This window comes from Paracoccus sp. NIOT.M2S5SZ12 (assembly GCF_057748165.1).
In genome coordinates, this window is record NZ_JBYLFR010000002.1 from 1 (window position 1) to 25,889 (window position 25,889).

The window sequence follows — 25,889 nt, forward strand, 5'->3', positions numbered from 1 at the left end:
CCTTTGTCTGGGACTGGTCACGATGGCGACGAGAACATCAAGCGATCGCTGCCATCGCACATCGGAAGTTGCGCATCAATGCGCAACTGTAGTACTAGGTTCCACCTCCTGCCTAGAGTTGATCTGAGCCACGGACGACCGCCACCGAGAACCCGTTCTGGCAAAACAGCCACGCCCAAGGCGCTGTACCTAAATGTCCGGTCGAAAAAATTGATATATGGGAAGACGTGATAGGACCGCAGCCGAATCTGATTTCTGTCAGCTCGCCCAAAGGCGCATGTGCCAGGATCGCGCTTGCCGTCGCTCTATGCTGGGCCGGTGCTGGCGCGGGCCAAGAGTTCGACGTCCAGCATTGTTGTGCCGTCGACGGCCTCGCCGCGCATGCGGGACAGCAGGACCTCGGCCGCGCGGCGACCGAGGCGGGCGCGGTGCTGGCGGATCGTGGTCAGCGCCGGCAGGCAGTAGGCCGACATCTCGATGTTGTCGAAGCCCATCACCGAGATGTCGCCGGGAACGTCCAGCCCCGTGCGGATCAGGCCGGTAATCAGGCCGATCGCCATCTCGTCGTTGTCGCAGAAGACGGCGGTGGGGCGGTCCTCGAGCGCCAAGATGCGGGCAGCGGCGGCATGTCCCGAGGCGATGCTGAAATCGCCCGTCATCTCGGGGCTGTCGGCTGCGTCCAACCCCGCTTCGGAAAGACCGTGCAGGAATCCCCGCCGGCGGTCGATAGTCAGCGTGTTCGCCTCCGGGCCGGTCAGGTGCAGGATGCGGCGGTGCCCCAGCCCGGTCAGATGCCGTGCGGCCAGCCGCCCGCCGGCCGCGTTGTCGGCCAGCACGCGGGGGGCCTGCAGCGCCTCGTTCCATTCACAGGCCTGCACCACCGGCGGGCAGCCCGGCGCGGCGAACAGCGTCGGATCCAGTCTGCCGTCCAGCACGATCACCCCGTCGGAGCGCGAGCGGCTGAGATAGGAGGCCAGCGCGGTCCGCGCCGGTTGGTGCGGAACAGCCGTCGTGTCGACCACCAGCAGGCTGAGACCCTCGCGGCGCAGGACGTCCGAGATGCCCGACAGGATCTCGGAGAAGAACGGGTTGGCCAGCTTGGGAACCAGGGCCAAGACGCCCCCGACCTGCTGCTGACGCAGGTTCCGGGCGGTCAGGTTCACGGTGTAGCCGGTGGCCGCGATGGCGGCCTCGACCGCCTCCCGCGTGGTCTGCGCGACGATGCCGGGATTCGAGATGACCCGGCTGACCGTCGCGACTGAGACGCCCGCAAGCTGGGCGACGTCGTGGATTCGGGGCGGTCGGATCGAGTTCGTCACAGAATTTCCTTTGGGATCATGCCCATGCAATAACGCATGACACCCTCTTGTAAACCTTTTCAATCTGTGTTTTCAATTCATGAAACCGATTACATTCGGTCCCTGCACCGGGGAGCGGGTGGGGAGGAGACATTCGATGAAGACCATGCGGGGCCCCGGCCTGTTTCTTGCGCAGTTCGTGGGCGACACGGGGCCGTTCGACGGCTGGGACGCGATCACGGCTTGGGCCGCCGAATGCGGCTATCTGGGGGTGCAGGTTCCGTCCGGCGCGGCGCAACTGATGGATCTGGAGCAGGCGGCGTCCTCGCGCGGCTATGCCGAGGATCTGGCCGGTGCCGCCGCCGCGAACGGCGTGAGCATCACCGAACTGTCGGCGCATGTGCAGGGCCAGCTGGTCGCGGTGCATCCGGCCTATGATGCGCTGTTCGACGGCTTCGCCCCCGCAGGCCTGCGCGGCAATCCCGCGGCGCGCCAGGAATGGGCGGTCGATCAGGTCCGCAAGACCATCGACGCCTCGGCCAATCTGGGTCTAGACCGAATGGCTGCGTTCTCGGGCGCGCTGGCCTGGCCTTATCTTTATCCTTGGCCGCAGCGCCCGGCGGGTCTTGTCGAGGCGGCGTTCGATGAGCTTGCCGCGCGCTGGCGCCCGATCCTGGATCATGCCGACAGCCGCGGCGTCGACATCTGCTTCGAGATCCATCCCGGAGAGGATCTGCATGACGGGGTCAGCTTCGAGATGTTCCTCGACCGGGTCGATCAGCACCCGCGCGCCCGCATGCTCTACGATCCGTCGCATTACGTCCTGCAGCAGTTGGACTACCTCGACAACATCGACATCTATGCCGAGCGGATCGGCATGTTCCACGTCAAGGATGCCGAGTTCAATCCGACCGGGCGGCAGGGTGTCTATGGCGGCTATCAGCCTTGGGTCCGGCGTGCGGGCCGGTTCCGCAGCCCCGGCGACGGTCAGGTGGATTTCGGCGCGGTCTTCTCCCGGCTCACGGCGCACGGCTTCGACGGCTGGGCCGTGGTCGAGTGGGAATGCGCGCTGAAGCACCCCGAGGACGGCGCGCGCGAGGGTGCGGCCTTCGTGCGCGATCACATCATCCGCGTGACCGACCATGCCTTCGACGATTTCGCGGGGGCGGGCACCGACGATGCCGCCAACCGGCGCATGCTGGGGCTGGACCGATGAGCGCGCGGCATGAACCCATCCGCCTGGGCATGGTCGGCGGCGGCGCGGGGGCGATGATCGGCAACGTGCATCGCATCGCCGCGCGCCTGGACGGACAGTTCGCGCTGCTGGCGGGCGCGCTGTCGTCGGATGCCGCGCGCGCGCAGGCCAGCGCCGACGCGGCGGGCATCGCGCGCAGCTATGCGGATTACGCAGAGATGGCCGTGGCCGAGGCGGCGCGCCCGGACGGGATCGAGGCCGTCGCGATCTGCACCCCGAACCATCTGCATTTCCCCGTGGCGCGCGCCTTCTTGGAGGCGGGCATCCACGTCATCTGCGACAAGCCGATGACCGCGACGCTGGAGGAGGCGCATGCCTTGGCGCGCATTGCGGAGGCGGGCGACGCGCTGTTCGTGCTGACCCACAACTATTCGGCCTATCCGATGATCCGCGAGGCGCGGGCGCTGATCGCGCGCGGCGATCTGGGTGCGATCCGCCTGGTGCAGGTGGAATACGCCCAGGACTGGCTGACCGAGGACAGCGGCAGCAAGCAGGCCGAATGGCGCGGCGATCCGGCACGGGCCGGGGCCGGGGGCGCGATCGGCGACATCGGCACGCATGCCTTCCAGCTGGCGCGGTTCGTGACGGGCATGCGGCCCTCGCATCTGGCGGCGGATCTGTCAAGCTTCGTGCCGGGGCGGCGGCTGGACGACAACGCGCATGTGCTGCTGCGCTATGAGGGTGGCGCCAAGGGCATGCTCTGGGCGTCGCAGGTGGCGCCGGGCGGCGAGAATGGGCTGCGGCTGCGCGTCTTCGGCGCCAAGGGCGGCATCGAATGGCACCACGAGACGCCCGAGACGCTGTGGTTCACCCCCTTCGGTCAACCCGCGCGCAAGCTGCGTCGCGGCGGTCCGGGGACGCTGACCGGGGATGCCGGCAGCCGCGTGCCCGCCGGCCATCCCGAGGGCTATCTTGAGGGGTTCGCGAACATCTATGCCGAGGCCGCCCGCGCGATCCGCGCGCGGCAGGCTGGACGCCCGCTGCCCGAGGACCTGTGCCTGCCCGGCATCGCCGACGGGGTCGAGGGGCTTTCCTTCATCGACGCCTGCATCCGGTCCAACGCGGCGGGAACGGCCTTCGTGGAGGTGATGGCATGAGCGCGCCGATCCTGGCCCTGACGGGGGTCACCAAATCCTTCGGCCCCATCGAGGTGCTGCACGGCGTCGATTTCGCGCTGCGCCCCGGCGAGGTCCATGCCCTGATCGGAGAGAACGGCGCGGGCAAGTCCACGACGATGAAGATCCTCGCGGGCTATCTGGACCCCACGGCCGGCGAGGTCACCTTCGAGGGGCGGCCCGCGCGGTTCTCGGGTTCGGACGAGGCCGAGGCGCGGGGGATCATCATGATCCACCAGGAGTTCAACCTGGCCGAACATCTGAGCGTCGATCAGAACGTCTTTCTGGGCCGCGAGTTGCGGCGGGGCTTTCTGCTGGACCATCGGGCGATGCGCGCGCGCACGGCCGAGCTGCTGGCCCGGCTGGACTGCCGCGCCGATCCCGGCGAGCGGGTGTCGCGCCTGTCGGTTCCCGACAAGCAGATGGTCGAGATCGCGAAGGCCCTGTCGCGTCAGGCGCGCGTGCTGATCATGGACGAGCCGACCGCCGTGCTGACCGAGAAGGAGACCGAGGTCCTGTTCGCCCAGATCGAGCGTCTGCGCGACGAGGGGGTGGCGATCCTCTACACCTCGCACAAGCTGGGCGAGGTCAAGCGCATCGCGGACCGCGTCACCGTGCTGCGCGACGGCGTGATGGTGCGGTCCGACCGGACCGCCGACGTGACCGAGGACGACATGGCGACCGCCATGGTCGGGCGCGAGCTGTCGGACCTCTATCCCGCCAAGGCGGGGCGCGGGGCCGAGACGATCCTGGAGGTGCGGGGCCTGTCGGTGGCCGGCGTGGTCGAGAACGCGGATCTGACCCTGCATCGGGGCGAGGTGCTGGGCATCGGCGGGCTGGTCGGATCGGGCCGGACGGAACTGGCCGAGGCCATCGCCGGACTGCGCCCGCGCGAGGGCCAGGTGCGGCTCAAGGGGCAGGACCTGCCCGCGGGCGACGTCGCGCGGGCGGTGGGTGCGGGGCTGGTCTATCTGACCGAGGACCGCAAGGGCGCGGGGCTGCTGCTGGAGAAGTCGCTGCGCGAGAACCTGACCTTGGGCCAGCTGTCGCGCTTCGGGCGTCCGCTGATCGACCGCGGCCGCGAGGAGGCCGCCCTCGACAAGGCCATCGCCGATTTCGCCATCAAGGCGCCCGAGCGCGGCATGGCCGTGGGCAACCTGTCGGGCGGCAACCAGCAGAAGCTGCTTCTGGCCAAGACGCTCCTGTCGGACCCCGAGGTCGTCATCATCGACGAGCCGACCCGCGGCATCGACATCGGCACCAAGCAGCAGATCTACAACCTGATCGCCGCCCTGGCCGCGGAGGGGCGCAGCGTCATCGTGATCTCCTCCGAGATGCCCGAGCTGATCGGCCTCGCGGGGCGGGTGATCGTCATGCATGCCGGCCGCATCGCCGGGGAACTGTCGAGCGACGCGGTGACCGAACGCGGCATCGTGCGCCTCGCCATGGGACTTGAAGGACAAGGAGTGACCGCGGCATGAGCGTGGCAACGACCAAATCGCACAGCCCCCGCAGCCGCGGCGGCCTTGTGGCCAACCTGCCGGTCATCGCGCCCATCGTCGCGCTGATCGTGCTGGTCCTGATCGGCATGGCGCTGAACCCGAACTTCCTCAGCTATGCCAACATCACCAACGTGCTGGCGCGCTCGGCCTTCATCGGCATCATCGCGATCGGCATGACCTTCGTCATCACCGCGGGCGGGCTGGACCTGTCGGTGGGCTCGATGGCGGCCTTCGTCGCGGGGCTGATGATCCTGGTGATGAACCAGCTGACCGGCAGCATGGGGACCGGGCTTCCTGTCATCTTGCTGGGCGTCGGGCTGGCGCTGGCGACCGGGCTGATCGCGGGCCTGATCAACGGCGTGCTGATCACCCGGGCGGGCATCGAGGCCTTTATCCTGACGCTGGGGACCATGGGCATTTATCGCAGCCTGATCACCTGGCTGGCCGACGGGGGCACGCTGTCCTTGGGCTACGAGATGCAGGAGCTGTACCGCCCCGTCTATTACGGCGGCATCCTGGGGATCAGCTGGCCGATCCTGGTCTTCGCGCTGCTGGCGGTGGTCGGAGAGATCACCATGCGCCACACCGCCTTCGGCCGGCACTGCGCCGCCATCGGCTCGAACGAGAAGGTCGCGCGCTATTCGGCGGTCGCCGTCGCGCGGGTCAAGCTGGCCACCTATGTGCTGCTGGGCCTGTCGGTGGGCATCGCGGTCGTGATGTATGTCCCGCGCCTGGGCTCGGCATCCGCCACGACGGGCCTGCTGTGGGAGCTGGAGGCCATCGCCGCGGTCATCATCGGCGGCACGCTGCTGAAGGGCGGCTTCGGACGCGTCTGGGGCACGGTCGTGGGGGTGCTGATCCTGTCGCTGATCGGCAACCTGCTGAACCTGACGGACTTCGTCAGCCCTTACCTGAACGGGGCCATCCAGGGCGTCGTCATCATCCTTGCCGTCGTGCTGCAACGCAATACCGGCGCGGCACGCTGATTTTTCACCTGTGGGAGGAGTAACCACCATGAGAAAGACCCTGATCGCCACCACCGCGCTGCTGGGCCTGACGGCCGTCCCGGCGCTGTCGCAGACCATCGGCGTATCCATCCCCGCCGCGACCCACGGCTGGGCGGGCGCCCTGAACTTTCACGCCGAGCGCACCATCGAGCGGCTGTCGGAGGCCAATCCCGACCTGGAATTCGTGCTGACCACGACCTCGGGTCCGGGCCAGCAGGTGTCGGACCTGGAGGACATGGTGGCCACCCGCGGCATCGACGCGCTGGTCGTGCTGCCCTTCGAATCCGAGCCGCTGACCGGCCCGATCCAGCGCATCGCCGAAAGCGGCGTCTGGGTCACGGTCGTGGACCGCGGCCTGGCGCAGGAGGGGATCGAGAACCTCTATGTCGCGGGCGACAACGACAGCTTCGGGCGCACGGCGGGCCAGTATTTCGCCGACACGCTGGACGAGGGCGCCAAGGTCGTGGTGATGCGCGGCATCGCATCCACCGTCGACAACGAGCGCGTCGCGGGCTTCGAGGCCGCGCTGGAGGGGTCGGGCATCGAGGTGCTGGCCATGGATCACGGCAACTGGAACCGCGACACGGCCTTCGGCCTGATGCAGGACTGGCTGTCGCGCTTCCCCGAGATCGACGCGGTCTGGGCGGCCGATGACGACATGGCCGTGGGCGCGCTGGCCGCCATCGACCAGGCCGGACGCACCGACGAGATGTTCGTCGTCGGCGGCGCGGGCATGAAGGAGATGGTCCAGCGCATCCAGAACAGCGACCCGACCGTGCCGGTGAACGTGACCTATCCGCCCTCGATGATCTCGACCGCGATCGAGATGACGGCCCTGGGCCTGACCGCGGGCGCGCCGATGACCGGCGAGTTCATCATCGCCTCCGAGCTGATCACCCCCGACAACGCCGAGGACTTCTACTTCGAGGACAGCCCCTACTGAGGGGCCGCGCGGCGCGGGGGTGATCCCGCGCCGTATCCGACCCGGAGGAGGGTCGGTCCGCCCCGCTGTGTAATCGGTTTCATTTGGGCGACCGGGGCATCACGCATCAAGGGAGGACACCATGACCGATTTGTCGGATCGACCGGCTGCGGCCCTGTCGCGGCGCGGCCTGTTCCAAGGCGCAGGCGCGATGGCCCTGGGCGCCACGCTGGCAGGCACCGCCGCCGCGCAGCAGGCGGCGCCCGCGCTGAAGGGCACCATCAACCATTCCGTCGCGCGCTGGACCTTCGGCGACATGGCGCTGGACGATCTGTGCCTGCTGGCCCGCGAGGTGGGCCTGGGCGCGATCGACCTGTGCGGGCCGGACGACTGGCCGGTGCTGGCGCGGCACGGGCTGGCCAGCTCCATGTGCAACGGCGCCGAGATCAGCCTGGAGGACGGCTGGGCGGACCCCGCGAACCATGACCGCCTGACCGAGAGCTATCTGCGCCACATCGACCTGGTCGCGGCGGCGGGCCACACCAACCTGATCCTGTTCAGCGGCAACCGCCGCGGCATGAGCGACGCGGAAGGCTTGGAGAACTGCGCGCGCGGCCTGTCGCGCATCCTGCCCGCGGCCGAGGCCGCGGGGGTCGTCCTGCACATGGAGCTGCTGAACAGCCGCGTGAACCATCCCGACTATCTCTGCGACCGCAGCGCCTGGGGCGTGGCGCTGTGCGAGCGGCTGAACAGCCCCGGCTTCAGGCTGCTCTACGACATCTATCACATGCAGATCATGGAAGGGGACGTGATCCGCACGATCACCGATCACCACCGCTGGTTCGGCCATTACCACACCGCGGGCAATCCCGGCCGCAACGAACCCGACGACCGGCAGGAGCTGAACTATCCCGCGATCTGCCGCGCGATCCGCGACACCGGCTTTCAGGGCTGGATCGCGCAGGAATTCATCCCCCTCGACCCGCAGACCGGGCCGCGATCGCTGCGCGACGCGGTGCTGACCTGCGACGTCTGACCCCGCCACGAGCATCACCGGAAGAAGGAAACGCCAGATGGCAGAGAACATGCATTACGACGCGATCGTCGTCGGATCGGGCATCAGCGGCGGCTGGGCCGCCAAGGAGCTGACCGAGCGGGGCCTGAAGGTCCTGATGCTGGAGCGCGGCCGCAACATTGAGCATCTGTCCGATTACGTGAACGCCGAGAAGGAGGCCTGGGATTATCCCCATCGCGGCACCGCCACGGTGCAGATGGAGGAGAACTATCCCGTCCTGTCGCGCGACTATCCGCTGAACGAGCAGACCTTCGGCATGTGGGCCAACGAACAGGACAGCCCCTATGTCGAGGCCAAGCGCTTCGACTGGTTCCGCGGCTATCATGTCGGCGGGCGCAGCCTGATGTGGGGCCGCCAGACCTATCGCCTGTCGGACACCGACTTCACCGCCAACGAACGCGAGGGCATCGCGACCGACTGGCCGATCCGCTATGCCGACATCGCGCCCTGGTACGACCATGTCGAGCGGTTCGCGGGCATCTCCGGCACGGCCGAGGGGCTGGACATTCTGCCCGACGGGCAGTTCCTGCCGCCCATCCCGCTGAACATCGTGGAAAAGGACGTGGCCGCCCGGCTGCGCAACGCCTTCGGCGGCAAGCGCTATCTGATCAACGCGCGCGTGGCGAACATCACCGAGGCCAAGCCGGAGCAGAACCGCGTCGCCTGCCAGTATCGCAACAAGTGCTGGCTGGGCTGCCCCTATGGCGCCTATTTCAGCACGCAATCGGCGACGCTGCCGGCCGCGATGGCCACGGGCAACCTGACGCTGCGGCCGTTCTCCATCGTGAAGGAGGTGCTCTACGACAAGGACCGCAAGCGGGCCCGCGGCGTCGAGATCATCGATGCCGAGACGAACCTGACCTATGAATACACCGCCGACGTGGTGTTCCTGAACGCCTCCAGCTTCAACTCCACCTGGGTGCTGATGAACTCGGCCACGGATGTCTGGGAGGGCGGTCTGGGGTCCTCCTCGGGCGAGCTGGGCCACAACGTCATGGACCACCACTTCCGCGTCGGCGCCGAGGGCCGGGTCGAGGGGTTCGACGACAAGTACTATTTCGGGCGCCGTCCGGCGGGCTTCTACATCCCGCGCTTCCGCAACATCGACGGCGAGGAGCGGCCCTATACCCGTGGCTTCGGCTATCAGGGTTCGGCCAGCCGCCAGGGATGGCAGCGCGACATCGCCGAGCTTAACATCGGCGCGGACCTGAAGCAGGCGCTGTCGACGCCCGGCGACTGGACCATCGGCATGACCGGCTTTGGCGAGATGCTGCCCTATCACGACAACGCCATCTCGCTGGATCGCGGGACGACGGACAAATGGGGCCTGCCGGTCCTGTCCGTCAGCGTGGACCTGCGCGAGAACGAGAAGCGCATGCGCGAGGACATGAAGCAGGACGCGGTCGAGATCCTGGAGGCCGCGGGCGTCGTCGACGTCAAGCCGGTCGATCGCGACTATGCCCCCGGCATGGGCATCCACGAAATGGGCACGGCGCGCATGGGCCGCGACCCCGCGACCTCGGTGCTGAACGGCGACAACCAGGTCTGGGACGCGCCGAACGTCTATGTGACGGACGGGGCCTGCATGACCTCGGCCAGCTGCGTGAACCCGTCGCTGACCTACATGGCGCTGACCGCGCGTGCGGCCGATCACGCCGTCAAAGCCCTCAAGAACGGAGATCTGTGATGAACCGTCGCAACCTTCTGGCGATGATCGCCGCCCTGACCGGCACGGCCATGATCGGTGCGGGCCGCGTCATGGCCTATGTCCCGACCGAGACGGGGCGTAACCTGTTCACCCCCGAGGATGCGGCCTTTCTGGACGAGGTGGCCGAGACGATCATCCCCGCCACCGACACGCCGGGCGCCAAGGATGCGGGCGTGGGCGCCTTCATGACCCAGTTCGTCAGCGACTGCTATGACGCCGAGGAGCAGGCCGCCTTCCGCGACAGCATGGCGACGCTGAAGGCCGAGGCGCAGTCCCGCCATGGCGCGGCCTTCGAGACGCTGGAGCCCGAGCAGCGCCGGGAGCTGCTGCAGGAGGCGATGGTCGCGGCGGCGGCGCAGGCGGTCATCGTGAATGCGGCCAAGGAGGAGGCCCGCCTGCAGGCGCGCAACGTCCAGCCCGCGGCCGACGGCGCGGCGGCGGCCGAGACCGACGTCGAACTGCCGGCGCTGCACTGGTTCACGCCGTTCCAGCAGCTGACGCTTCTGGGCTTCTTCACCTCCGAGATCGGGGCGACGCAGGTGCTGCGCTATGAGCCGGTGCCGGGCGAGTACATCGGCGACCTGGATTACGACGGCGGCCCGGCCTGGGCCACCTGATCGACACATCGGCCCCGGCGCGGCCGGGGCCGCCTTCCTTCCGCAGAGGACATTGCCATGAGACTGATGACATCGATGGCCGCGCTTCTGGCGCTGGCCGCCCCCGCTCTGGCCCAGGAGGCCGACGAGCCCACCCGCGAGGAGCGCCAGGCCCAGTCCCGCGTGACCGAGATCGCCGGGCCCGAGCCGCGCCTGGTCCAGACCCCCGAGGGCCAGCCGCCGTCGGATGCGGTCGTGCTGTTCGACGGGACCGGTCTGGACGGATGGGAATCCCTGAACGGCGGCCCGGCCGAATGGATCGTCGAGGACGGCGCGATGCGCGTCGCGCGCGGATCGGGCGACATCCGCACCACAGAGAGCTTCTGCGACGTGCAGCTGCATGTCGAATGGCGCTCTCCGCCGAACGACGAGGGACATGACGGCCAAGACCGCGGCAACAGCGGCATCTTCCTGCAGAGCCGCTACGAGGTGCAGGTCCTGGACAGCCATGAGAACCCGACCTATGCGAACGGGCAGGCGGGGTCGATCTACAAGCAGCACCTGCCGCTGGTGAACGCCTCGCGCGCGCCGGAGGAATGGCAGAGCTACGACATCATCTTCCAGGCGCCGGTCTTTTCGGACGAAGGCGCGCTGCGCCGTCCCGCCCATGTCACCGTGCTGCACAACGGGGTCGTGGTGCAGAACCACGCTCAGATCCAAGGGGCGACGGAATGGATCGGCTATCCGGCCTATGAGGCGCATGACTGCGCGCCCATCCAGCTGCAGGACCACGACGCGGATGTCAGCTTCCGCAACATCTGGGTCCGCCCAATGTGATCCCGGACCCACGGGGCGCAACGAAAAGGGGCCGCGCGGATCGCGCGGCCCCTTCGGCATCGCCGGTGGCGCTCAGCGCGTCACGGTGTCGGGCAGGTTCCGGGTCAGGAAGGTGGCGCCGGTCGTCACGACCTGGGCGGCGTCGATCGGCTGGTCATGCTCGATGATGTACCAGTCCGCGCCGGCCGCCTCGGCGGCGGGCAGGATCGCGGCCCAGTCCAGCACGCCCTCGCCCAGGGCCTTGAAGCCGCGCTCGTCCTCGGCCTCGCCCTTGGGGGCGTTGTCCTTGGCGTGGATGGCGAACAGGCGGCCGTCGAAGCGGGACATGTACTCGACCGGGTCCAGCCCGCCACGGGCGACCCAGGCCAGGTCCAGCTCGGCCATCACGTCCTCTCCCGCGGCCTCCATCATGATCTCCAGCGCGGTGCGGCCGTCGAACTCGACCATCTCGAAGGCGTGGTTGTGATAGGCCAGCGTCATGTCCGCCGCCTGCACGGTCTCGCTCAGCGCGGCCAGCTCCTCGCCCAGGGCGGTCCATCCGGCGGCATCGGTGGGCCTATCCTCCTCGCGCAGGAAGGGTACCGTGATCACGTCGTTGCCGATGGCCTTGTTGAAGTCGATCACCGCCTGCGGGTCGGCGCGCAGATCGGCCAGCTGCGCATGGGTCGAGATCGCCTCGATGCCATGTTCGTCCAGCAGCGCCTTCAGCTCCTCCGCCGCGACGTCCTGCGTGCCCACGGTTTCCACCGCGGTGACGCCCGCCGCCTGCACGGCCGCCAGCCGCTCCTCCAGCGTGCCGAAATCGCGCAGCGTGTAGAGCTGCACCGCGATCGGCAGGTCGGCGGCCTTGCGGTCCTCCTGGGCCAGGGCGGGAACGGCCAGCGCGGCCAGCAGGGCGGGCGTCAGCGTCAGGCCGGTGAAGTATCGGGTCATGTCTCTCTCCCATGGACGCCCTCCCGATGAGGGCAGGTCCTGATGTAATGGATTTCATGAGCGATGAAAAGGATTACATCAGGCCGGAATCACGCCGCGTGGGGGAGGCGTCGGGCGGTGTCTCCCCGCACCGTGCGGCGCGGGGAGCGGTCTTGGACGGATTCAGATCTTGTCGCGCCCGGTCGCCACGATGCAGATCAGCGAGATCACGGCCGCGGCCAGCAGATAGTATCCGACCTGCGCCATGCCATAGTTCATCTGCAGCCAGGTCGCCGCGTAGGGCGCCAGAGACGCGCCGAAGATGCCGGCGAAGTTGAAGGTCAGCGACGACCCGGTATAGCGCACCTGCGCCGGGAAGGGCGCGGCCAGCGCCGCCCCGATGACGCCATAGGTCAGGCCCATCAGCACCAGGCTGATCGTGACGAACAGATAGATGCTGGCCTCGTTTTCGGCGCTGCCCTGCATCAGCTGCCCGAAGGACAGCGCGAAGGCACCGATCAGGACCGTCACCACGATCAGGAAGCCGTAGCGTCCAGTGCGGTCGGCGATCTTGCCCGCGAAGGGGATGGTCAGGCCGAAGACGATCGACCCGTAGATCTGGATCAGCAGCGCGTCCGTGAACGGGATCTGCAGCACCTTGACGTTGTAGGACAGCAGCCACGCGGTCGCCAGGTAGAACAGCACGAAGGTCGCCAGCGCCGCGAAGGTGCCCAGAAGCAGGCTGAGCTTGTGGTTGCGGAACAGTTCGGCCAGCGGGACCGAGACGCGCTTGTCCTTCTTCACGGCCTCGGCGAATTCCGGGGTCTCGGTGATGGACAGGCGGACCCACAGGCCGATGGCGATCAGCAGGATCGACGACAGGAACGGCAGGCGCCAGCCCCAGGCCAGCAGCTGATCCTGGGTGATGAAGTGCAGCAGCACCCAGAAGAAGCCCGACGACAGCAGCAGGCCCAGGGGTGCGCCCAGTTGCGGGAACATCCCGTACCAGCTGCGCTTGCCCTCGGGCGCGTTCTCGGTCGCCAGCAGGACCGCGCCGCCCCATTCGCCGCCCAGGCCGAATCCCTGCCCGAACCGGCACAGCGCCAGCAGCAGCGGCGCCCAGACCCCGATCTGCGCATGGGTCGGCAGCAGGCCGATGGTGACCGTGGACACGCCCATCGTCAGCAGCGCCGCGACCAGCGTGGCCTTGCGCCCGATGCGGTCGCCATAATGACCGAAGACGATCGCCCCCAGGGGCCGCGCGAAGAACGCGATCGAGAAGGTGGCGAAGGAGGCCAGCAGCGCCGTGGTCGGGTCGGACCCCGGAAAGAACAGCGTCGGGAACACCAGGACGGCCGCCGTTGCATAGATGTAGAAGTCGAAGAACTCGATCGTCGTGCCGATGACGCTGGCCGTCAGGACCTGGGCGGGCGAATTGGTCGGGGCCGCGCGGGTGCGCGCGGCGGATGGTCGGGTGATGGTCATGGAAGATCCATAGGGCGCTGGAGGGCAGGGGATGTGACCCCCGTGCGGTATGGTCGGCGCTGATGATGCAGCCCTGATGCGTCGGCCTGAACGGGGGAAGATCGTCGGATGGCCGCTCCGTCCGGAACGGTCTGTGACGGCTTAACCCGCCGACCGGCAGTGTCAAGTTTCCGCGTGCCTGCGCGGGCGTTTCGCGCATCTGCTCGGATCGTCTGAGGATTAATGGTGGAGCCAAGGGGAGGCTACACCTAGCTGGGAGTATCCCCAATAATCCTTGTATTGCTGAAGATCACAGGCCATGACCAGGCAGAATGGTGCGACATGGCGGGTAAGAGCAAGCGCGGCGGCGAACGGCACCTGTGGCTGCAAGCCAATGTCTTCTGGTATCGACAGCAGCTGCCCGCAGCCGTTCACACCATCATCGGGGGGCCAAAGTTTGTCCGGGTGAACCTAGCCACGGCTGACGTTATCGAAGCCAAGCGCCGACGTGATGAACTGGAAGCGCAGACCTCGATGCAGTTCCGACAGATCAAGCTGGGCCGCAGGGTTACCTTTGAGTTGCCCGGATGGAAGCCTTCAGGACCACCGAAGCTTGCCACTCTAGGGCCAGCCCAGCGGGGCGCTCTGTGGCGTGATGCGATCACCGATGCCAGAGAGGCCGACTACCCCGACGCACTGGACCTTGCCCAAGAGCTTGCTTCTGATGAGGCGGAGCGCCTTCGGGACGATGCCCAGCGGCGAACCTTCACGGATGCTTTCACGGGGCGCGAGGGGGTTGCACATCACCTCGAAGCCTATCTGTCCACCGCGGGGCTTGCCCCGAAGACCACGGCAGAGCGCCGGGGGTTGGTTCTAAGGTTTGCCCGATGGGCTGACGCGAAGATGCTAACGCTGGACCGGATCGACCGGAGGCAGGCTGGCAGGTATGTGGGGGAGGAGATCGACCCCCTGCACCCGGTCACCCAGACAAAGCACCTGACCGCGCTGCGGTCCTACTGGAAGCACCTTGCCCGGCGTGGACACATCAACCTTCCGCCCGGTCTGTGCCTAGACGATGGGTGGCCGTGGAATGGGCAGCAGACGGTTCAGACCGGCAAGCGGGTGGAGCGCGGCAGCAGGAAGGAGGAGGAGCGGCCCTTCACTGATGAGGAGGTGCAGAAGCTCCTTTACACACCCTGGCCGATGAAGCAGGCCGAATGGGAAAGCCATATCCGCGATGCCCTGACCCCTCCGAGCTTTCCCGGCAGATGGAAGATGCCCATGCAGGCTTTTACCGGGCCGTGATGGATCGTGTCGGCGCGCTGGGCGTCCATGATGCCGACATGTTCGGTGACTTCATCGAAGGCGACGGCCGCATGGCACGGCAGATGCAGCAGGCCGTGCGAAGCATGGTGATGAACAACGACCCGGCAGGCTTTGACGGGCTGGCCCAGAAGTTCACCCAATCGCTAGACATCATCGACCCGGAAGCGGTCATCGATGCCCTGAAGGCTGCGGGCCTGAACCATCGGCGCGGCGGCAACGGTGAAATCCTGATGTCACTTCAGGGGCATGGGGAGGTCAGCTATTGGGAAGCCGTTCGGCTGGGCCTTATCAAGGTTTCGCGGGCCTGACTGCAACACCGAGGAATCAGAGAGAGGGGCTGGCCACTGGCCCTTCGACACTAGGCAGAATAGCCTAGGCAGCCAGGCAGAAGTTTCTCTGCAAGATGCTAAATTAAAACGATATTTGATTAATGGTGGAGCCAAGGGGAGTCGAACCCCTGACCTCTTGAATGCCATTCAAGCGCTCTACCAACTGAGCTATGGCCCCACCTTGAGGTCCGCGAAGCGTTTCAGCGCCGCCGCGTGTGGGGTCTATATGGGCGGGCGCCGCGGGGCGCAAGCGGAAAAAGAATGTCCCGGGTCAGATTTTTTGCGACCCCGGAATAACCCCCGCCCGGCCACGAAAAAGGCCGCGCCCCGGGGGGTGCGGCCTTGAGGGGATCAGTCCTCCTCGTCTCCGGCGACATCGGCGATGTCGTCCAGCGACACGTCGCCGTCGTCATCGTCCTCCTCCAGCAGATCGTCGTCGATCTCGCCGGCATCGTCGGCGATGTCCTCCTCGTCGTCGACCAGATCGTCGTCATCGTTGGAGGCGGCGGTCTTCTCGGTCACCAGCGTCTTGCCGCGGCCGTCGGTCAGGCTGTCCAGGCTGAACGTGTTGCCGCAGGCCGGACAGGTCATCGGGTCGGCCTTGAGGTCGTAGAACCGGGTCGCGCAATGCGGGCACAGGCGTTTGGTGCCCCATTCCTCTTTGGGCATGGTATTCTCCTTCAGCCGCGATTAGGGGAAATCGGGCGATCCCCTGCCACAGCGGCCAGAGGGTGTCAAAGGCTTTATCTGGCAGGCCGGGGCGGGCATGGCAAGCGGCGATCAGCGGATCATCCTGGATGAGGGGCTTGCGGTGCGCCTGCGCCGGTCGGGCCGGGCGCGGCGCATGACGCTGCGCGTGCCGCGCGACGGCTCGGGTCCGGTGCTGACGCTGCCCCCGCATGTGCCCCTGTCGGAGGGCCGCGATTTCGCGCAGTCGCGCCGCGACTGGCTGCAGGCCGCCATGGGCCGGGTGCCGGAACGGCGCGTGGCGGCCCCCGGCGCGGCCCTGCCGGTCGAGGGGCGCGCGCTGATCCTGACCCCCGCGCCCGTGCGCCGCGTGACGCCCGAGGCCCATGCGCTGCTGATCCCCGAGGGCCGGCCTGCGGGCACGGTGGCCGCGGCCTGGCTGCGGCAGCTGGCCATGACGCGGCTGCGCGCGGCCTGCGACCGCCATGCGGCGCGGCTGGGCCGACCCTATCGGGCCATCGTGCTGCGCGACACGCGCTCGCGCTGGGGCAGCTGCACCCATGACGGGCGGCTGATGTTCAACTGGCGGCTGATCATGGCACCGCCGCCGGTCCTCGACTATGTCGCGGCGCATGAGGTGGCGCATCTGGCGCATATGGACCATTCGCCCCGCTTCTGGGCGCAGGTCGCGGCGCTGATGCCGGATCACGCGCCGCATCGGGCCTGGCTGCGCGCGCAGGGCGGCGACCTGATGCTGTGGCGGTTCGGCGATTGACGGGCGCGCGATTCGTGATCACACCTTCCGCATGAGCCCGACCGATCCCACCGCGCATGAGCGCCTCTACCGCACGCTGCGCAGCCAGATCATGCTGGGCGAGCTGCCGCCCGGCCGGGCGCTGACCCTGCGCGGGATCGCGCGCGACCATCACCTGTCGATGACGCCCGCGCGCGAGGCCGTGCGGCGGCTGGTGGCCGAGGGCGCGCTGACCCTGTCGGCCTCGGGTCGCGTCGCCACGCCCGCCCTGTCGGACGACCGGATCGAAGAGCTGGCCGCCCTGCGCGCGCTGATCGAGCCCGAGCTGGCGGCCCGCGCCCTGCCGCGGGCGCATTTCGCGCTGATCGACCGGCTGGCGGTGATGAACGGGCGCATCGCCGATGCGGTCGAACGCCATGACGCGGTGGGCTACATCCGCTGCAACCTGGACTTTCACCGGATGCTGTACCTGCGTGCCCAGGCCCCGGCCATGCTGGCCATGCTGGAGACGATCTGGCTGCAGCTGGGGCCGACCATGCGCGCGCTCTATGGCCGGGTGCGGCGGAACGAGCCGCCGCGGCATCACCGGATGATCCTGGCCGCGCTGCGGGCGGGGGACGAACCCGCGCTGCGGCTGGCGGTGCGGGCGGACGTGACCCACGGCCTGCGGCACCTGACCTCCACCGAAGGGGGCTGACGGCAATTTGACTTGGCGCGGCCGCGGTGCCGGGCATCATGGCCCTGCGCCAGAGGAGACGCCGCCATGATCGACCGCCGTCAATTGCTGCAACGCCTGGCCATCGCCGCGCCGTCGGTCCTGGGCGTGGGCGCCGTCCTGCCCGCGCTGGCCGACGAGGCCCGCGCCGCCCGCCTGATCGCCGCGAATGTCTGTCAGCTGACCCCGGAGACGACCGAGGGCCCGTTCTATTTCGACCCCCGCCTGATGCGCGGCGACATCCGCGACGGGCGGCCCGGCTATCCGCTGGCGCTGCGGCTGCAGGTGGTGGACGCGGCCTGCCGGCCGATCGAGGGGGCGCGCGTCGATGTCTGGCATTGCGACGCGCAGGGCAACTACAGCGGCTATGCCGGGCAGGAGCAGGGCGACCAGCGCGGCGAGACCTGCCTGCGCGGTACGCAGATGACCAACCAGGCCGGGCGCGCGGCCTTCCGCACGATCTGGCCGGGCTGGTATCGCGGACGCACCGCGCATGTGCATTTCAAGGTGCTGCTGGGGGAACGCGACCTGCTGACCGGGCAGATCTTCTTTCCCGACCGCTTCAGCCGGGCGGTCTTCGACCAGCTGCCCGACTATGCCCGCGACAGCACGCGGGGGCGGATCTTCAACGACCGCGACGGCATCGCGCGCCGCGCGGGGCAGGGCGCCTATGCCGAGGTCACGCAGGTCGAGGGCGGCTTCGACGCGGCCATGGTCATCGGCCTGTCCGACGACCGCGCCGCGCTGCTTTAGATGCGCGTCAGCCGGGGGTGCCCATCGGCGGCAGGCCGATGGTGCCGAACTGGACCTCGGGCAGGGAGGAGGGGATGACGCGGGTGTATTTCGTGCCCTCGATGGCGGCACCGGCGATCAGGCCGGACTGTCCGAAGATCATCGCGACCACCGGGAACTGGGCGCTGAACGTGTCGGCCCCCACCGCCATGCCGCCCGAGGGCAGCGCGTAATAGGCCCCGGCCCCCGCGGTCCAGCCCGGTGCCGCGCGGAACGCCATCAGCGCCTGTTCGTCCTGGAAGATCAGCACATGCGCATATTGCTGCGCGCCCGCCTGGAAGCCCACCGTGGCGCGGGTCGCGGAGTAGTAGTCGACCGTCTGCCCGCCGATGCGCAGCGCGCCCTGGCCATAGGCCCCGCCCAGACCAAGCGCGGCCTCGGTCATCAGCGGCATGTAGAGCACGCCGCGCGCGTTCTGCAGCAGCGGCTGCGAGGCGGGATAGGTCGAGACCAGATACTGATGCGTCTGGTCCACCCGCGCATCCAGCTGCGCGGAGGCGTCGCTGCCGACCGCGTTGCTGCAGGCGGCGGTCAGCAGCGCCGCCCCTCCCGCCAGAAGGACGTTGCGCCGGGACAGGCCGATCGGGTTGCTCATGTGTCGCCTCGTGTCGTTGTGCGGGGCTCGTGGCGGCCCGTTGGCGCGCAGGATAGGCCAGCGGCGGGCGTCACGCCAGCATTTCGGCGACCGTCGGCGCGAAGTAGCTGAGCACCCCGTCGCAGCCAGCCCGCCGGAAGCACAGCAGGCTCTCGATCATCGCGTCGCGCGACAGCCAGCCGTTGCGGATCGCCCCCTCCAGCATCGCGTATTCGCCGCTGACCTGATAGGCGAAGGTGGGGGCGCCGAACTCCTCCTTCACGGCCTGGCAGATGTCCAGATAGGGCATGCCGGGCTTGACCATGACCATGTCGGCGCCCTCGGCCAGGTCGCGGGCGACGCAGCGGATCGCCTCGCCGCGATTGGCGGGGTTGATCTGATAGGTCTTCTTGTCGCCGACCAGCCGCCCCGAGGCGCCCACCGCGTCGCGGAACGGGCCGTAGAAGGCGCTGGCGAACTTCGCGGCATAGGACAGGATCGCCACGTTCTTGTGGCCCTCGCGCTCCAGCGCCGCGCGCAGGGCGGCGATGCGCCCGTCCATCATGTCGCTCGGGCCCAGGATGTCGGCCCCGGATTCCGCTTGGACCAGCGCCATGCGGACCAGCGCCTCGATCGTCTCGTCGTTCAGGATCTCTCCGTCGCGGACCAGGCCGTCATGGCCGTTGGCGTTGTAGGGGTCCAGCGCGATGTCAGTCATCACGACCAGGTCCGGGACCTCCTCCTTGACCGCGCGGATCGCCAGGTTGCCGATATTGTCGGGGTCCCAGGCCCGGGCGCAGTCGTCGGTGCGGCTGGCCTGGTCGGAATGGGGAAAGATGCAGATGGCGGGAATGTTCAGCCGCGCCGCCCGTTCCGCCGCGCGCCGTGCCCCGTCCAGCGTCAGGCGCTCGACCCCGGGCATGGAGGCGATCTCGCCCTCGGCGCCCGCGACCTCGGTCACGAAGATCGGCCAGATCAGGTTGGCGGGGGTCAGGTTGCGCTCCGACACCATGGCGCGGATGTTGGCGTTGCGGCGCAGGCGGCGCAGGCGGCCGGCGGGAAACGGGGCAACGATCGGGCTGGCCATCGGGGGGCCTCCTGTCATGGGGCGCAAGCGGCGCTTTTCCTTGGATGAAACCCGTTCTAAGGTCGCGCGCAGCCAAGGACAAGGAACTGCCCGTGCCGCAATTCGACAACCTGCTGGGCCTCCTGGGCAGCCGATCCTTCTCCTCGATCTGGTTCTGGCTGCTGCTGGTCGGCATGTGGTCGGTCACCGGCCGCAGCGTGCTGGGCATCCCGACCGAGGTCCTGGCCCGCGCCCGCCGCGACCCCGCGACCGAGGATGCGGCCATCACGCTGCTGGACTGGCTGTCGCTGGTCCTGCCGCGCTGGCAGCTGAGCCCGCGCGAGGGCGCGGCCTTTCTGGGGGTCACCACCTTCCTGCTGACCTCGCTGGCGATCCTGGGATTCGGCTTTGGTCTGGAGATGGCGCAGGCCCTGGTCCTGCTGCTGGCCCCGTTCTGGGTGCTGTTCTGGATGCGGCTGCGTCTGGCGCGCCGGCTGACGCCCCTGGTCGCCGCCGCGCAGGAGGGGCGCGCGCCCGTGTCGCAGGCCGCCCGCGACGCAATGCGCGCGATGGTCTGGCACAAGCGGGGCGTGACGGTCCTGTCGATGCTGTCGGTCGCGGTGGTGGCGCTGTGGGGGGCGGTGTGGACGCTGATGGACCCGATGGGCTTCTGACGCGCTTGACTTCGCGGCGCGGCCCTATACCTCACGGCTCATGTCCGACCAGCTGATCCTCTCCGGCGCGCCCGAAGGCTATGACGCTGCGCTGATCGCGCGCGAGGCCGCGCGACCCGAAAACCGCGGCGCCCCCGTGATCCACGTGGCCCGCGACGACCGCCGCATGGAGGCGATGCGCGCGGCGCTGGCCTTCATGGCCCCGCATCTGGCCGTGCTGGACTTTCCGGCCTGGGACACGACGCCCTATGACCGCGTATCCCCCGCGCCCGAGGTGCAGGCGGCGCGCATGGCGACGCTGGCCGGGCTGGCGCAGGGGCGGGTCAAGGGACCGTTCGTGCTGCTGACCACGCTGAACGCGGTGCTGCAGCGCGTGCCCGCCCGCGATCTGGTGCGCGGCACGGCCTTCATCGCGCGCGTGGGCGACCGCATTGACGAGGCTGCGCTGCGCGACTTTCTGGTGCGCATGGGCTTCGTGCAAAGCCCCACCGTCACCGATCCGGGCGATTACGCGATCCGGGGAGGCATCATCGACATCTATGCGCCGGGCACGGCGGGGCCGATCCGGCTGGACCTGTTCGGCGACGTGCTGGACGGGGCGCGCCGCTTCGACCCCGACACGCAGCGCACCACCGAAAAGCTGGACCGGGTCGAGCTGGCCCCCATGTCCGAGGTCGTCCTGGACGAACCCGCCATCACCCGCTTCCGGCAGAGCTATCGCACCGAATATGGCGGCGGCACGAACGATCCGCTGTACGAGAGCGTCAGCGCGGGGCGCAAGACCGCCGGGATGGAGCATTGGCTGCCCTGGTTCCACGACCGGATGGAGAGCCTTTTCGACTATCTTCCCGGCGCCTCGGTGGTGCTGGACGACCATCTGGGCCAGGTGATCGACGCCCGCCGCGCCACGATCCGCGAACAGTTCGACGCCCGCCGCGCCGCCATGGCCGCCAAGGGGCGCAGCGATACGGTCTACAAGCCCATCCCCCCCGACGCGATGTTCCCGACGGAAGGCGAATGGTCCGCCTGGCTGTCGGCGCATCGCGTGCTGCGCCTGTCGGTGCTGAACCAGCCCCCCGGTCCGGGCGTGCTGGATGCGGGCGGGCGGCCGGGGCGCAACTTCGCCCCCGAACGGCAGGCGGAACAGGTCAACCTGTTCAGCGCCCTGGCCGATCACGTCAAGACGCTGGCCCGCACGCATCGCGTGGTCATCGCCAGCTTCTCCGACGGGGCGCGCGACCGCCTGTCGGGGCTTCTGACCGATGAGGGGCTGGCGGGCGCCAAGCCCATCGCCGATCTGCGCGACCTGCCCGAGGCTGCGGGCAGCATCGGCCTTGCCGTCTGGCCGCTGGAGGAGGGGTTCGTCGCGGATGGCACCGCCTTGGGGCGGATCGCGGTCATCTCGGAACAGGACGTGCTGGGCGACCGGCTGATCCGGGGCGCGAAGAAGCGGCGCAAGGCCGACAATTTCCTCAAGGACACCCAGACCCTGTCGCCCGGCGATCTGGTCGTGCATGTCGAACACGGCATCGGCCGCTATACCGGCATCGAGACGATCATGGCGCTCAAGGTGCCCCATGACTGCGTCGCGCTGGAGTATGCGGGGGGCGACCGGCTCTATGTCCCGGTCGAGAATATCGAGCTGCTCTCGCGTTACGGCCATGAGGAGGGATTGCTGGATCGCCTTGGCGGCGGCGCGTGGCAAGCGCGCAAGGCACGGCTCAAGGAACGCATCAAGCTGATCGCCGACAAGCTGATGCGCGTCGCCGCCGAACGCCTGCTGCGGCCCGCCCCCGTGCTGGAGCCCGAGGATCACGACTGGCAGCAGTTCGCCGCCCGCTTCCCCTACAGCGAGACCGACGACCAGCTGTCGGCCATCGAGGACGTGGCCGAGGATCTGGCCGCGGGCCGCCCGATGGACCGCCTGGTCGTGGGCGATGTGGGCTTTGGCAAGACCGAGGTCGCGATGCGCGCGGCCTTCATTGCCGCCAGCCAAGGCATGCAGGTGGCCGTGGTCGCTCCCACGACCCTGCTGGCGCGCCAGCATTACCGCAGCTTCGTCGAACGGTTCCGCGGCACCGCGATCACCGTGCGGCCCCTGTCGCGCTTCGTCAGCGCTAAGGACGCGGCGGCGACCCGGACCGGCCTGTCGGATGGCAGCGTGGATATCGTCGTGGGCACCCATGCGGTGCTGGCCAAGGGCGTGCGGTTCAAGAATCTCGGCCTCTTGATCATCGACGAGGAGCAGCATTTCGGCGTCGGCCACAAGGAGCGCCTGAAGGAGCTGCGGTCCGACATCCACGTCTTGACGCTGACCGCGACGCCCATCCCGCGCACGCTGCAGCTGTCCCTGACCGGGGTGCGGGACCTCTCGGTCATCAGCACGCCGCCGGTGGACCGCCTGGCGATCCGCACCTATGTCAGCGAATTCGACAGCGTCACCATCCGCGAGGCGCTTCTGCGCGAGAAGTATCGCGGCGGGCAGTCCTTCTTCGTCGTCCCGCGCCTGACCGACCTGCCCGAGGTCGAGCATTGGCTGACCGAGAACATGCCCGAGCTGAACTATATCGTGGCCCACGGCCAGCTGGCGGCGGGCGATCTGGATGCCCGCATGAACGCCTTCTATGACGGCAGCCATGACGTGCTTCTGGCCACGACCATCGTCGAATCGGGCCTGGACATCCCGACCGCCAACACGATGGTCGTCTGGCGCGCCGACATGTTCGGCCTGTCGCAGCTCTATCAGATCCGCGGCCGGGTGGGGCGGTCCAAGGCGCGGGCCTATTGCTATCTGACCACCAAGCCGCGCGTGCCGCTGACCCCGCAGGCGATGCGGCGGCTGAAGTTCCTGGGCTCGATCGACGGGCTGGGGGCAGGGTTCAACTTGGCGTCGCAGGATCTGGACCTGCGCGGCGCGGGCAACCTGCTGGGCGAGGAGCAGTCGGGTCATATCAAGGAGGTCGGCTTCGAGCTCTATCAGCAGATGCTGGAGGAGACGATCGCCAAGCTGAAATCCGGCGAGCTGGAGGGCACGCCCGAGGATGAATGGGCGCCGCAGCTGAACCTGGGCGTGCCGGTGACCATCCCCGACAGCTACATCCCCGATCTGGACGTTCGCCTGGGTCTCTACCGCCGCCTGGCCGAGCTGACCACCAAGGTGGAGCTGGAGGGTTTCGCGGCCGAGCTAATCGACCGCTTCGGTCCGCTACCGCGCGAGGTGAACACGCTGCTTCTGGTCATCCGCATCAAGGCGATGGCGAAACGCGCCAACATCTCCAAGCTGGACGTCGGCCCCAAGGGCGTGACGGTGCAGTTCCACATGGACAAGTTCCCGAACCCTGCGGGCCTGGTCGATTTCCTGGCAGACGAGCGTGGCACCGCCAAGGTGACCGACAACAAGGTCGTCCTGAAGCGCGACTTCGCGACCGACGCCGAGCGGATCAAGGGCGCCTTCGCCGTGGCCCGCGACCTGGCCGCCAAGGTCCGCGAAGGCCGCGCCGCGACCGCGGGCAAGGCCAGGGCATGACCGCCGGACAGGTCCGTTTCGACACGGGGCCCCTGGGCGGCGGCACGCTGTTCGCGGCCCCGCAGTCGGTGATCCGGGCCGACACCGCGCAGGGCGTGGCGCCTGCGCTGGCGGCGATGCAGGCAGCGGTCGGGCGGGGTTGCTGGCTGGCGGGCTATCTGTCCTATGAGCTGGGATATGCGCTGATCCCGCGCCTGGCGGGGCGGATGCCTGCGGGTCGGGCGATGCCGCTGATCCTGATGGGGGTGTTCGACGGTCCCCGCCCGGCACCGCCGCTGCCGGGTCCGGCGGGGCGCATCGGGCCCGCGCGGCCGCTCTGGGACCGGGCGCGCTATGACGCGGCCATCGCGGCGGTGCACCGGCTGATCGAATCGGGCGACACCTACCAGATCAACCTGACCTTTCCGATGGAGGCCGAGGCGGAGGGCTCGCCGCTGGAGCTCTATGCCGCGCTGGCCGCGCGGCAGCCGGTCCCCGAGGGCGCCTTCGTCGATCTGGGCGGCCCGCCCGTCCTGTCGCGCAGCCCCGAGCTGTTCTTTGCCGTCGACCGGCAAGGGCGCGTCACCACCCGCCCGATGAAGGGCACCGCCGCCCGCGCCGCAAGCCCCGTGCAGGACGCCGCCGCCGCCCGGTCGCTGCGCCTCTCGGACAAGAACCGGGCCGAGAACCTGATGATCGTCGATCTGCTGCGCAACGACATCAGCCGCATCTGCCTGCCGGGCAGCGTGACCGTGCCTGAACTGTTCCATGTCGAGACCTACGCGACGGTGCATCAGATGGTCTCGACCGTGCAGGGGCAGCTGCAGCCGGATGTCGGTCTGGCGCAGATCCTGGGGGCGCTGTTTCCCTGCGGGTCGATCACCGGGGCGCCCAAGATCCGGTCGATGGAGATCATCGCCGATCTGGAGGCCGCCCCGCGCGAGGTCTATTGCGGCGCGATCGGGTGGGTCGACCCGGAGGGTCCGATGCGGTTTTCGGTGGCGATCCGGTCGCCCTGGCTGGCCGCGCCCGACCGCCTGCGGCTGAACGTGGGCGGCGGCATCGTGCATGACAGCGAGGCCGCATCGGAATGGGAGGAGGCGCTGTGCAAGGCCGCATTCATGGACCTTACCCCGCGGGGCTGACCGTCTTCGAGACGATGCGCCGCGAGGCCGACGGCCGCATCGCGCTGTGGCCGCTGCATCTGGCCCGGCTGCGGCGCGGCTGTGCGGCGGTGGGATTTCCGCTGGACCCGGCGGCCGTCGAGGCCGCGCTGACCGGGCTGCCGCGCGGGACGGTGCTGCGGACGCGGTTGGCGGTGGATGCATTGGGGTGCGTGACGGTCACGTCGGCGCCCCAGCCTCCGAACCCGTCACGCTGGCGTGTCTGCCTCTCGCCGCTGCGGCTGGATGCCGGCGACCCTTGGCTGTCGATCAAGTCCTCGCACCGCCCGGTCTATGACGCGGCGCGGGCGGCGTTGCCCGACGGGATGGACGAGGCGCTGCTGCTGAATGCCGATGGCGCGCTGTGCGAGGGCTCGATCACCAGCGTCTTTCTGCGCCGCGAGGGGATGCTGCTTACGCCGCCCCTGTCCTGCGGCCTGCTGCCGGGTGTGCTGCGCGAGAGCCTGCTGCAGTCCGGGCGGGTGCAGGAGGCGGTGCTGTACCCTCGCGACCTGAAGGATGGCGAGCTGTTCTGCGGCAATGCGCTGCGCGGCCTGATCCCCGCCGAGCTAATCGACGCCTGATATCCGCGCAAGAGGAAAGGGCGGACCCC

Annotated in this window: 24 protein-coding genes and 1 tRNA gene; 18 read left to right on the top strand and 7 right to left on the bottom strand. The window is 68.7% G+C overall.

Features of this window, described 5'->3' with window-relative positions; all coding sequences use genetic code 11:
* Positions 1-305: 305 nt before the first annotated feature.
* Positions 306-1,319: a LacI family DNA-binding transcriptional regulator gene (locus tag AC2SGK_RS01780; protein WP_488321894.1), complete on the bottom strand. Its 1,014-nt coding sequence runs from the start codon at positions 1,317-1,319 to the stop codon at positions 306-308.
* A 136-nt stretch (positions 1,320-1,455) separates the two neighbouring features.
* Here AC2SGK_RS01780 and AC2SGK_RS01785 point away from each other — a divergent pair, with 136 nt between their 5' ends.
* From AC2SGK_RS01785 to AC2SGK_RS01825, 9 genes are all read left to right on the top strand, one after another.
* On the top strand, positions 1,456-2,514 hold the full coding sequence (locus tag AC2SGK_RS01785) for a sugar phosphate isomerase/epimerase family protein (RefSeq protein WP_488321895.1): 1,059 nt from the start codon (positions 1,456-1,458) through the stop codon (positions 2,512-2,514).
* Entirely contained in the window at positions 2,511-3,650 is a 1,140-nt protein-coding gene (locus AC2SGK_RS01790; protein WP_488321896.1) for a Gfo/Idh/MocA family protein, read from the top strand. Before AC2SGK_RS01785 ends, AC2SGK_RS01790 begins: the two co-directional genes overlap by 4 nt.
* Complete coding sequence (locus AC2SGK_RS01795) at positions 3,647-5,149, top strand: sugar ABC transporter ATP-binding protein (protein ID WP_488321897.1); 1,503 nt, start codon at positions 3,647-3,649, stop codon at positions 5,147-5,149. Before AC2SGK_RS01790 ends, AC2SGK_RS01795 begins: the two co-directional genes overlap by 4 nt.
* Entirely contained in the window at positions 5,146-6,156 is a 1,011-nt protein-coding gene (locus AC2SGK_RS01800; RefSeq protein WP_411837376.1) for an ABC transporter permease, read from the top strand. The genes AC2SGK_RS01795 and AC2SGK_RS01800 overlap by 4 nt, the downstream gene beginning before the upstream one ends.
* Before the next feature lie 28 nt (positions 6,157-6,184).
* Positions 6,185-7,120: an ABC transporter substrate-binding protein gene (locus AC2SGK_RS01805; RefSeq protein WP_488321898.1), complete on the top strand. Its 936-nt coding sequence runs from the start codon at positions 6,185-6,187 to the stop codon at positions 7,118-7,120.
* Positions 7,121-7,241: 121 nt separating this feature from the next.
* Entirely contained in the window at positions 7,242-8,135 is an 894-nt protein-coding gene (locus AC2SGK_RS01810; protein WP_488321899.1) for a hydroxypyruvate isomerase family protein, read from the top strand.
* Between the two features lie 37 nt (positions 8,136-8,172).
* Positions 8,173-9,861 carry a GMC oxidoreductase gene (locus AC2SGK_RS01815; protein ID WP_488321900.1) on the top strand — a complete coding sequence of 563 codons (1,689 nt, stop codon included), beginning with the start codon at positions 8,173-8,175 and terminating at the stop codon, positions 9,859-9,861.
* Positions 9,861-10,499 carry a gluconate 2-dehydrogenase subunit 3 family protein gene (locus tag AC2SGK_RS01820; RefSeq protein ID WP_488321901.1) on the top strand — a complete coding sequence of 213 codons (639 nt, stop codon included), beginning with the start codon at positions 9,861-9,863 and terminating at the stop codon, positions 10,497-10,499. Before AC2SGK_RS01815 ends, AC2SGK_RS01820 begins: the two co-directional genes overlap by 1 nt.
* Positions 10,500-10,556: 57 nt before the next feature.
* Positions 10,557-11,315, top strand: a complete 759-nt coding sequence (locus tag AC2SGK_RS01825) for a 3-keto-disaccharide hydrolase (RefSeq protein WP_488321902.1) — start codon at positions 10,557-10,559, stop codon at positions 11,313-11,315.
* Between the two features lie 72 nt (positions 11,316-11,387).
* On the opposite strand, the gene AC2SGK_RS01830 is transcribed toward AC2SGK_RS01825, so the two are convergent.
* Positions 11,388-12,248, bottom strand: coding sequence for a sugar phosphate isomerase/epimerase family protein (locus AC2SGK_RS01830; protein WP_488321903.1), 861 nt, complete (start codon positions 12,246-12,248; stop codon positions 11,388-11,390).
* A gap of 162 nt (positions 12,249-12,410) precedes the next feature.
* Entirely contained in the window at positions 12,411-13,712 is a 1,302-nt protein-coding gene (locus AC2SGK_RS01835; RefSeq protein WP_488321904.1) for an MFS transporter, read from the bottom strand.
* A 279-nt stretch (positions 13,713-13,991) separates the two neighbouring features.
* Here AC2SGK_RS01835 and AC2SGK_RS01840 point away from each other — a divergent pair, with 279 nt between their 5' ends.
* Positions 13,992-14,996 (top strand): DUF6538 domain-containing protein, encoded by a 1,005-nt coding sequence (locus AC2SGK_RS01840; protein WP_488321905.1) that lies wholly within the window; start codon positions 13,992-13,994, stop codon positions 14,994-14,996.
* A complete protein-coding gene (locus AC2SGK_RS01845; RefSeq protein ID WP_488321906.1) occupies positions 14,960-15,325 on the top strand; it encodes a hypothetical protein in 366 nt (121 codons plus the stop codon). Before AC2SGK_RS01840 ends, AC2SGK_RS01845 begins: the two co-directional genes overlap by 37 nt.
* Positions 15,326-15,448: 123 nt before the next feature.
* Here AC2SGK_RS01845 and AC2SGK_RS01850 read toward each other — a convergent pair.
* Together AC2SGK_RS01850 and AC2SGK_RS01855 are read right to left on the bottom strand one after the other, a co-directional pair.
* Positions 15,449-15,524, bottom strand: a tRNA-Ala gene (locus AC2SGK_RS01850).
* Positions 15,525-15,697: 173 nt separating this feature from the next.
* Positions 15,698-16,015 (bottom strand): TIGR02300 family protein, encoded by a 318-nt coding sequence (locus AC2SGK_RS01855; protein ID WP_488321907.1) that lies wholly within the window; start codon positions 16,013-16,015, stop codon positions 15,698-15,700.
* Between the two features lie 97 nt (positions 16,016-16,112).
* On the opposite strand from AC2SGK_RS01855, the gene AC2SGK_RS01860 reads away from it, so the two are divergent.
* From AC2SGK_RS01860 to AC2SGK_RS01870, 3 genes are all read left to right on the top strand, one after another.
* Positions 16,113-16,808 (top strand): M48 family metallopeptidase, encoded by a 696-nt coding sequence (locus AC2SGK_RS01860; protein WP_488321908.1) that lies wholly within the window; start codon positions 16,113-16,115, stop codon positions 16,806-16,808.
* A gap of 31 nt (positions 16,809-16,839) precedes the next feature.
* Positions 16,840-17,484 carry a GntR family transcriptional regulator gene (locus tag AC2SGK_RS01865; protein ID WP_411837366.1) on the top strand — a complete coding sequence of 215 codons (645 nt, stop codon included), beginning with the start codon at positions 16,840-16,842 and terminating at the stop codon, positions 17,482-17,484.
* 66 nt (positions 17,485-17,550) lie between these two features.
* On the top strand, positions 17,551-18,255 hold the full coding sequence (locus AC2SGK_RS01870; RefSeq protein ID WP_488321909.1) for an intradiol ring-cleavage dioxygenase: 705 nt from the start codon (positions 17,551-17,553) through the stop codon (positions 18,253-18,255).
* Between the two features lie 7 nt (positions 18,256-18,262).
* On the opposite strand, the gene AC2SGK_RS01875 is transcribed toward AC2SGK_RS01870, so the two are convergent.
* Together AC2SGK_RS01875 and hemB are read right to left on the bottom strand one after the other, a co-directional pair.
* Entirely contained in the window at positions 18,263-18,889 is a 627-nt protein-coding gene (locus AC2SGK_RS01875) for a lipid-binding SYLF domain-containing protein (RefSeq protein WP_488321910.1), read from the bottom strand.
* 70 nt (positions 18,890-18,959) lie between these two features.
* Positions 18,960-19,955 carry a porphobilinogen synthase gene (hemB, locus tag AC2SGK_RS01880; RefSeq protein WP_411837363.1) on the bottom strand — a complete coding sequence of 332 codons (996 nt, stop codon included), beginning with the start codon at positions 19,953-19,955 and terminating at the stop codon, positions 18,960-18,962.
* A 92-nt stretch (positions 19,956-20,047) separates the two neighbouring features.
* Here hemB and AC2SGK_RS01885 point away from each other — a divergent pair, with 92 nt between their 5' ends.
* The 4 genes from AC2SGK_RS01885 to AC2SGK_RS01900 are packed head-to-tail and all read left to right on the top strand — an operon-like array spanning position 20,048 to position 25,860.
* Positions 20,048-20,608, top strand: coding sequence for a hypothetical protein (locus AC2SGK_RS01885; protein ID WP_488321911.1), 561 nt, complete (start codon positions 20,048-20,050; stop codon positions 20,606-20,608).
* A 40-nt stretch (positions 20,609-20,648) separates the two neighbouring features.
* Entirely contained in the window at positions 20,649-24,134 is a 3,486-nt protein-coding gene (gene mfd, locus AC2SGK_RS01890; protein ID WP_488321912.1) for a transcription-repair coupling factor, read from the top strand.
* Positions 24,131-25,258, top strand: a complete 1,128-nt coding sequence (locus AC2SGK_RS01895) for an aminodeoxychorismate synthase component I (RefSeq protein WP_488321913.1) — start codon at positions 24,131-24,133, stop codon at positions 25,256-25,258. Before mfd ends, AC2SGK_RS01895 begins: the two co-directional genes overlap by 4 nt.
* Positions 25,219-25,860, top strand: a complete 642-nt coding sequence (locus tag AC2SGK_RS01900; RefSeq protein ID WP_488321914.1) for an aminotransferase class IV family protein — start codon at positions 25,219-25,221, stop codon at positions 25,858-25,860. Before AC2SGK_RS01895 ends, AC2SGK_RS01900 begins: the two co-directional genes overlap by 40 nt.
* The last annotated feature ends 29 nt before the right edge of the window (positions 25,861-25,889 follow it).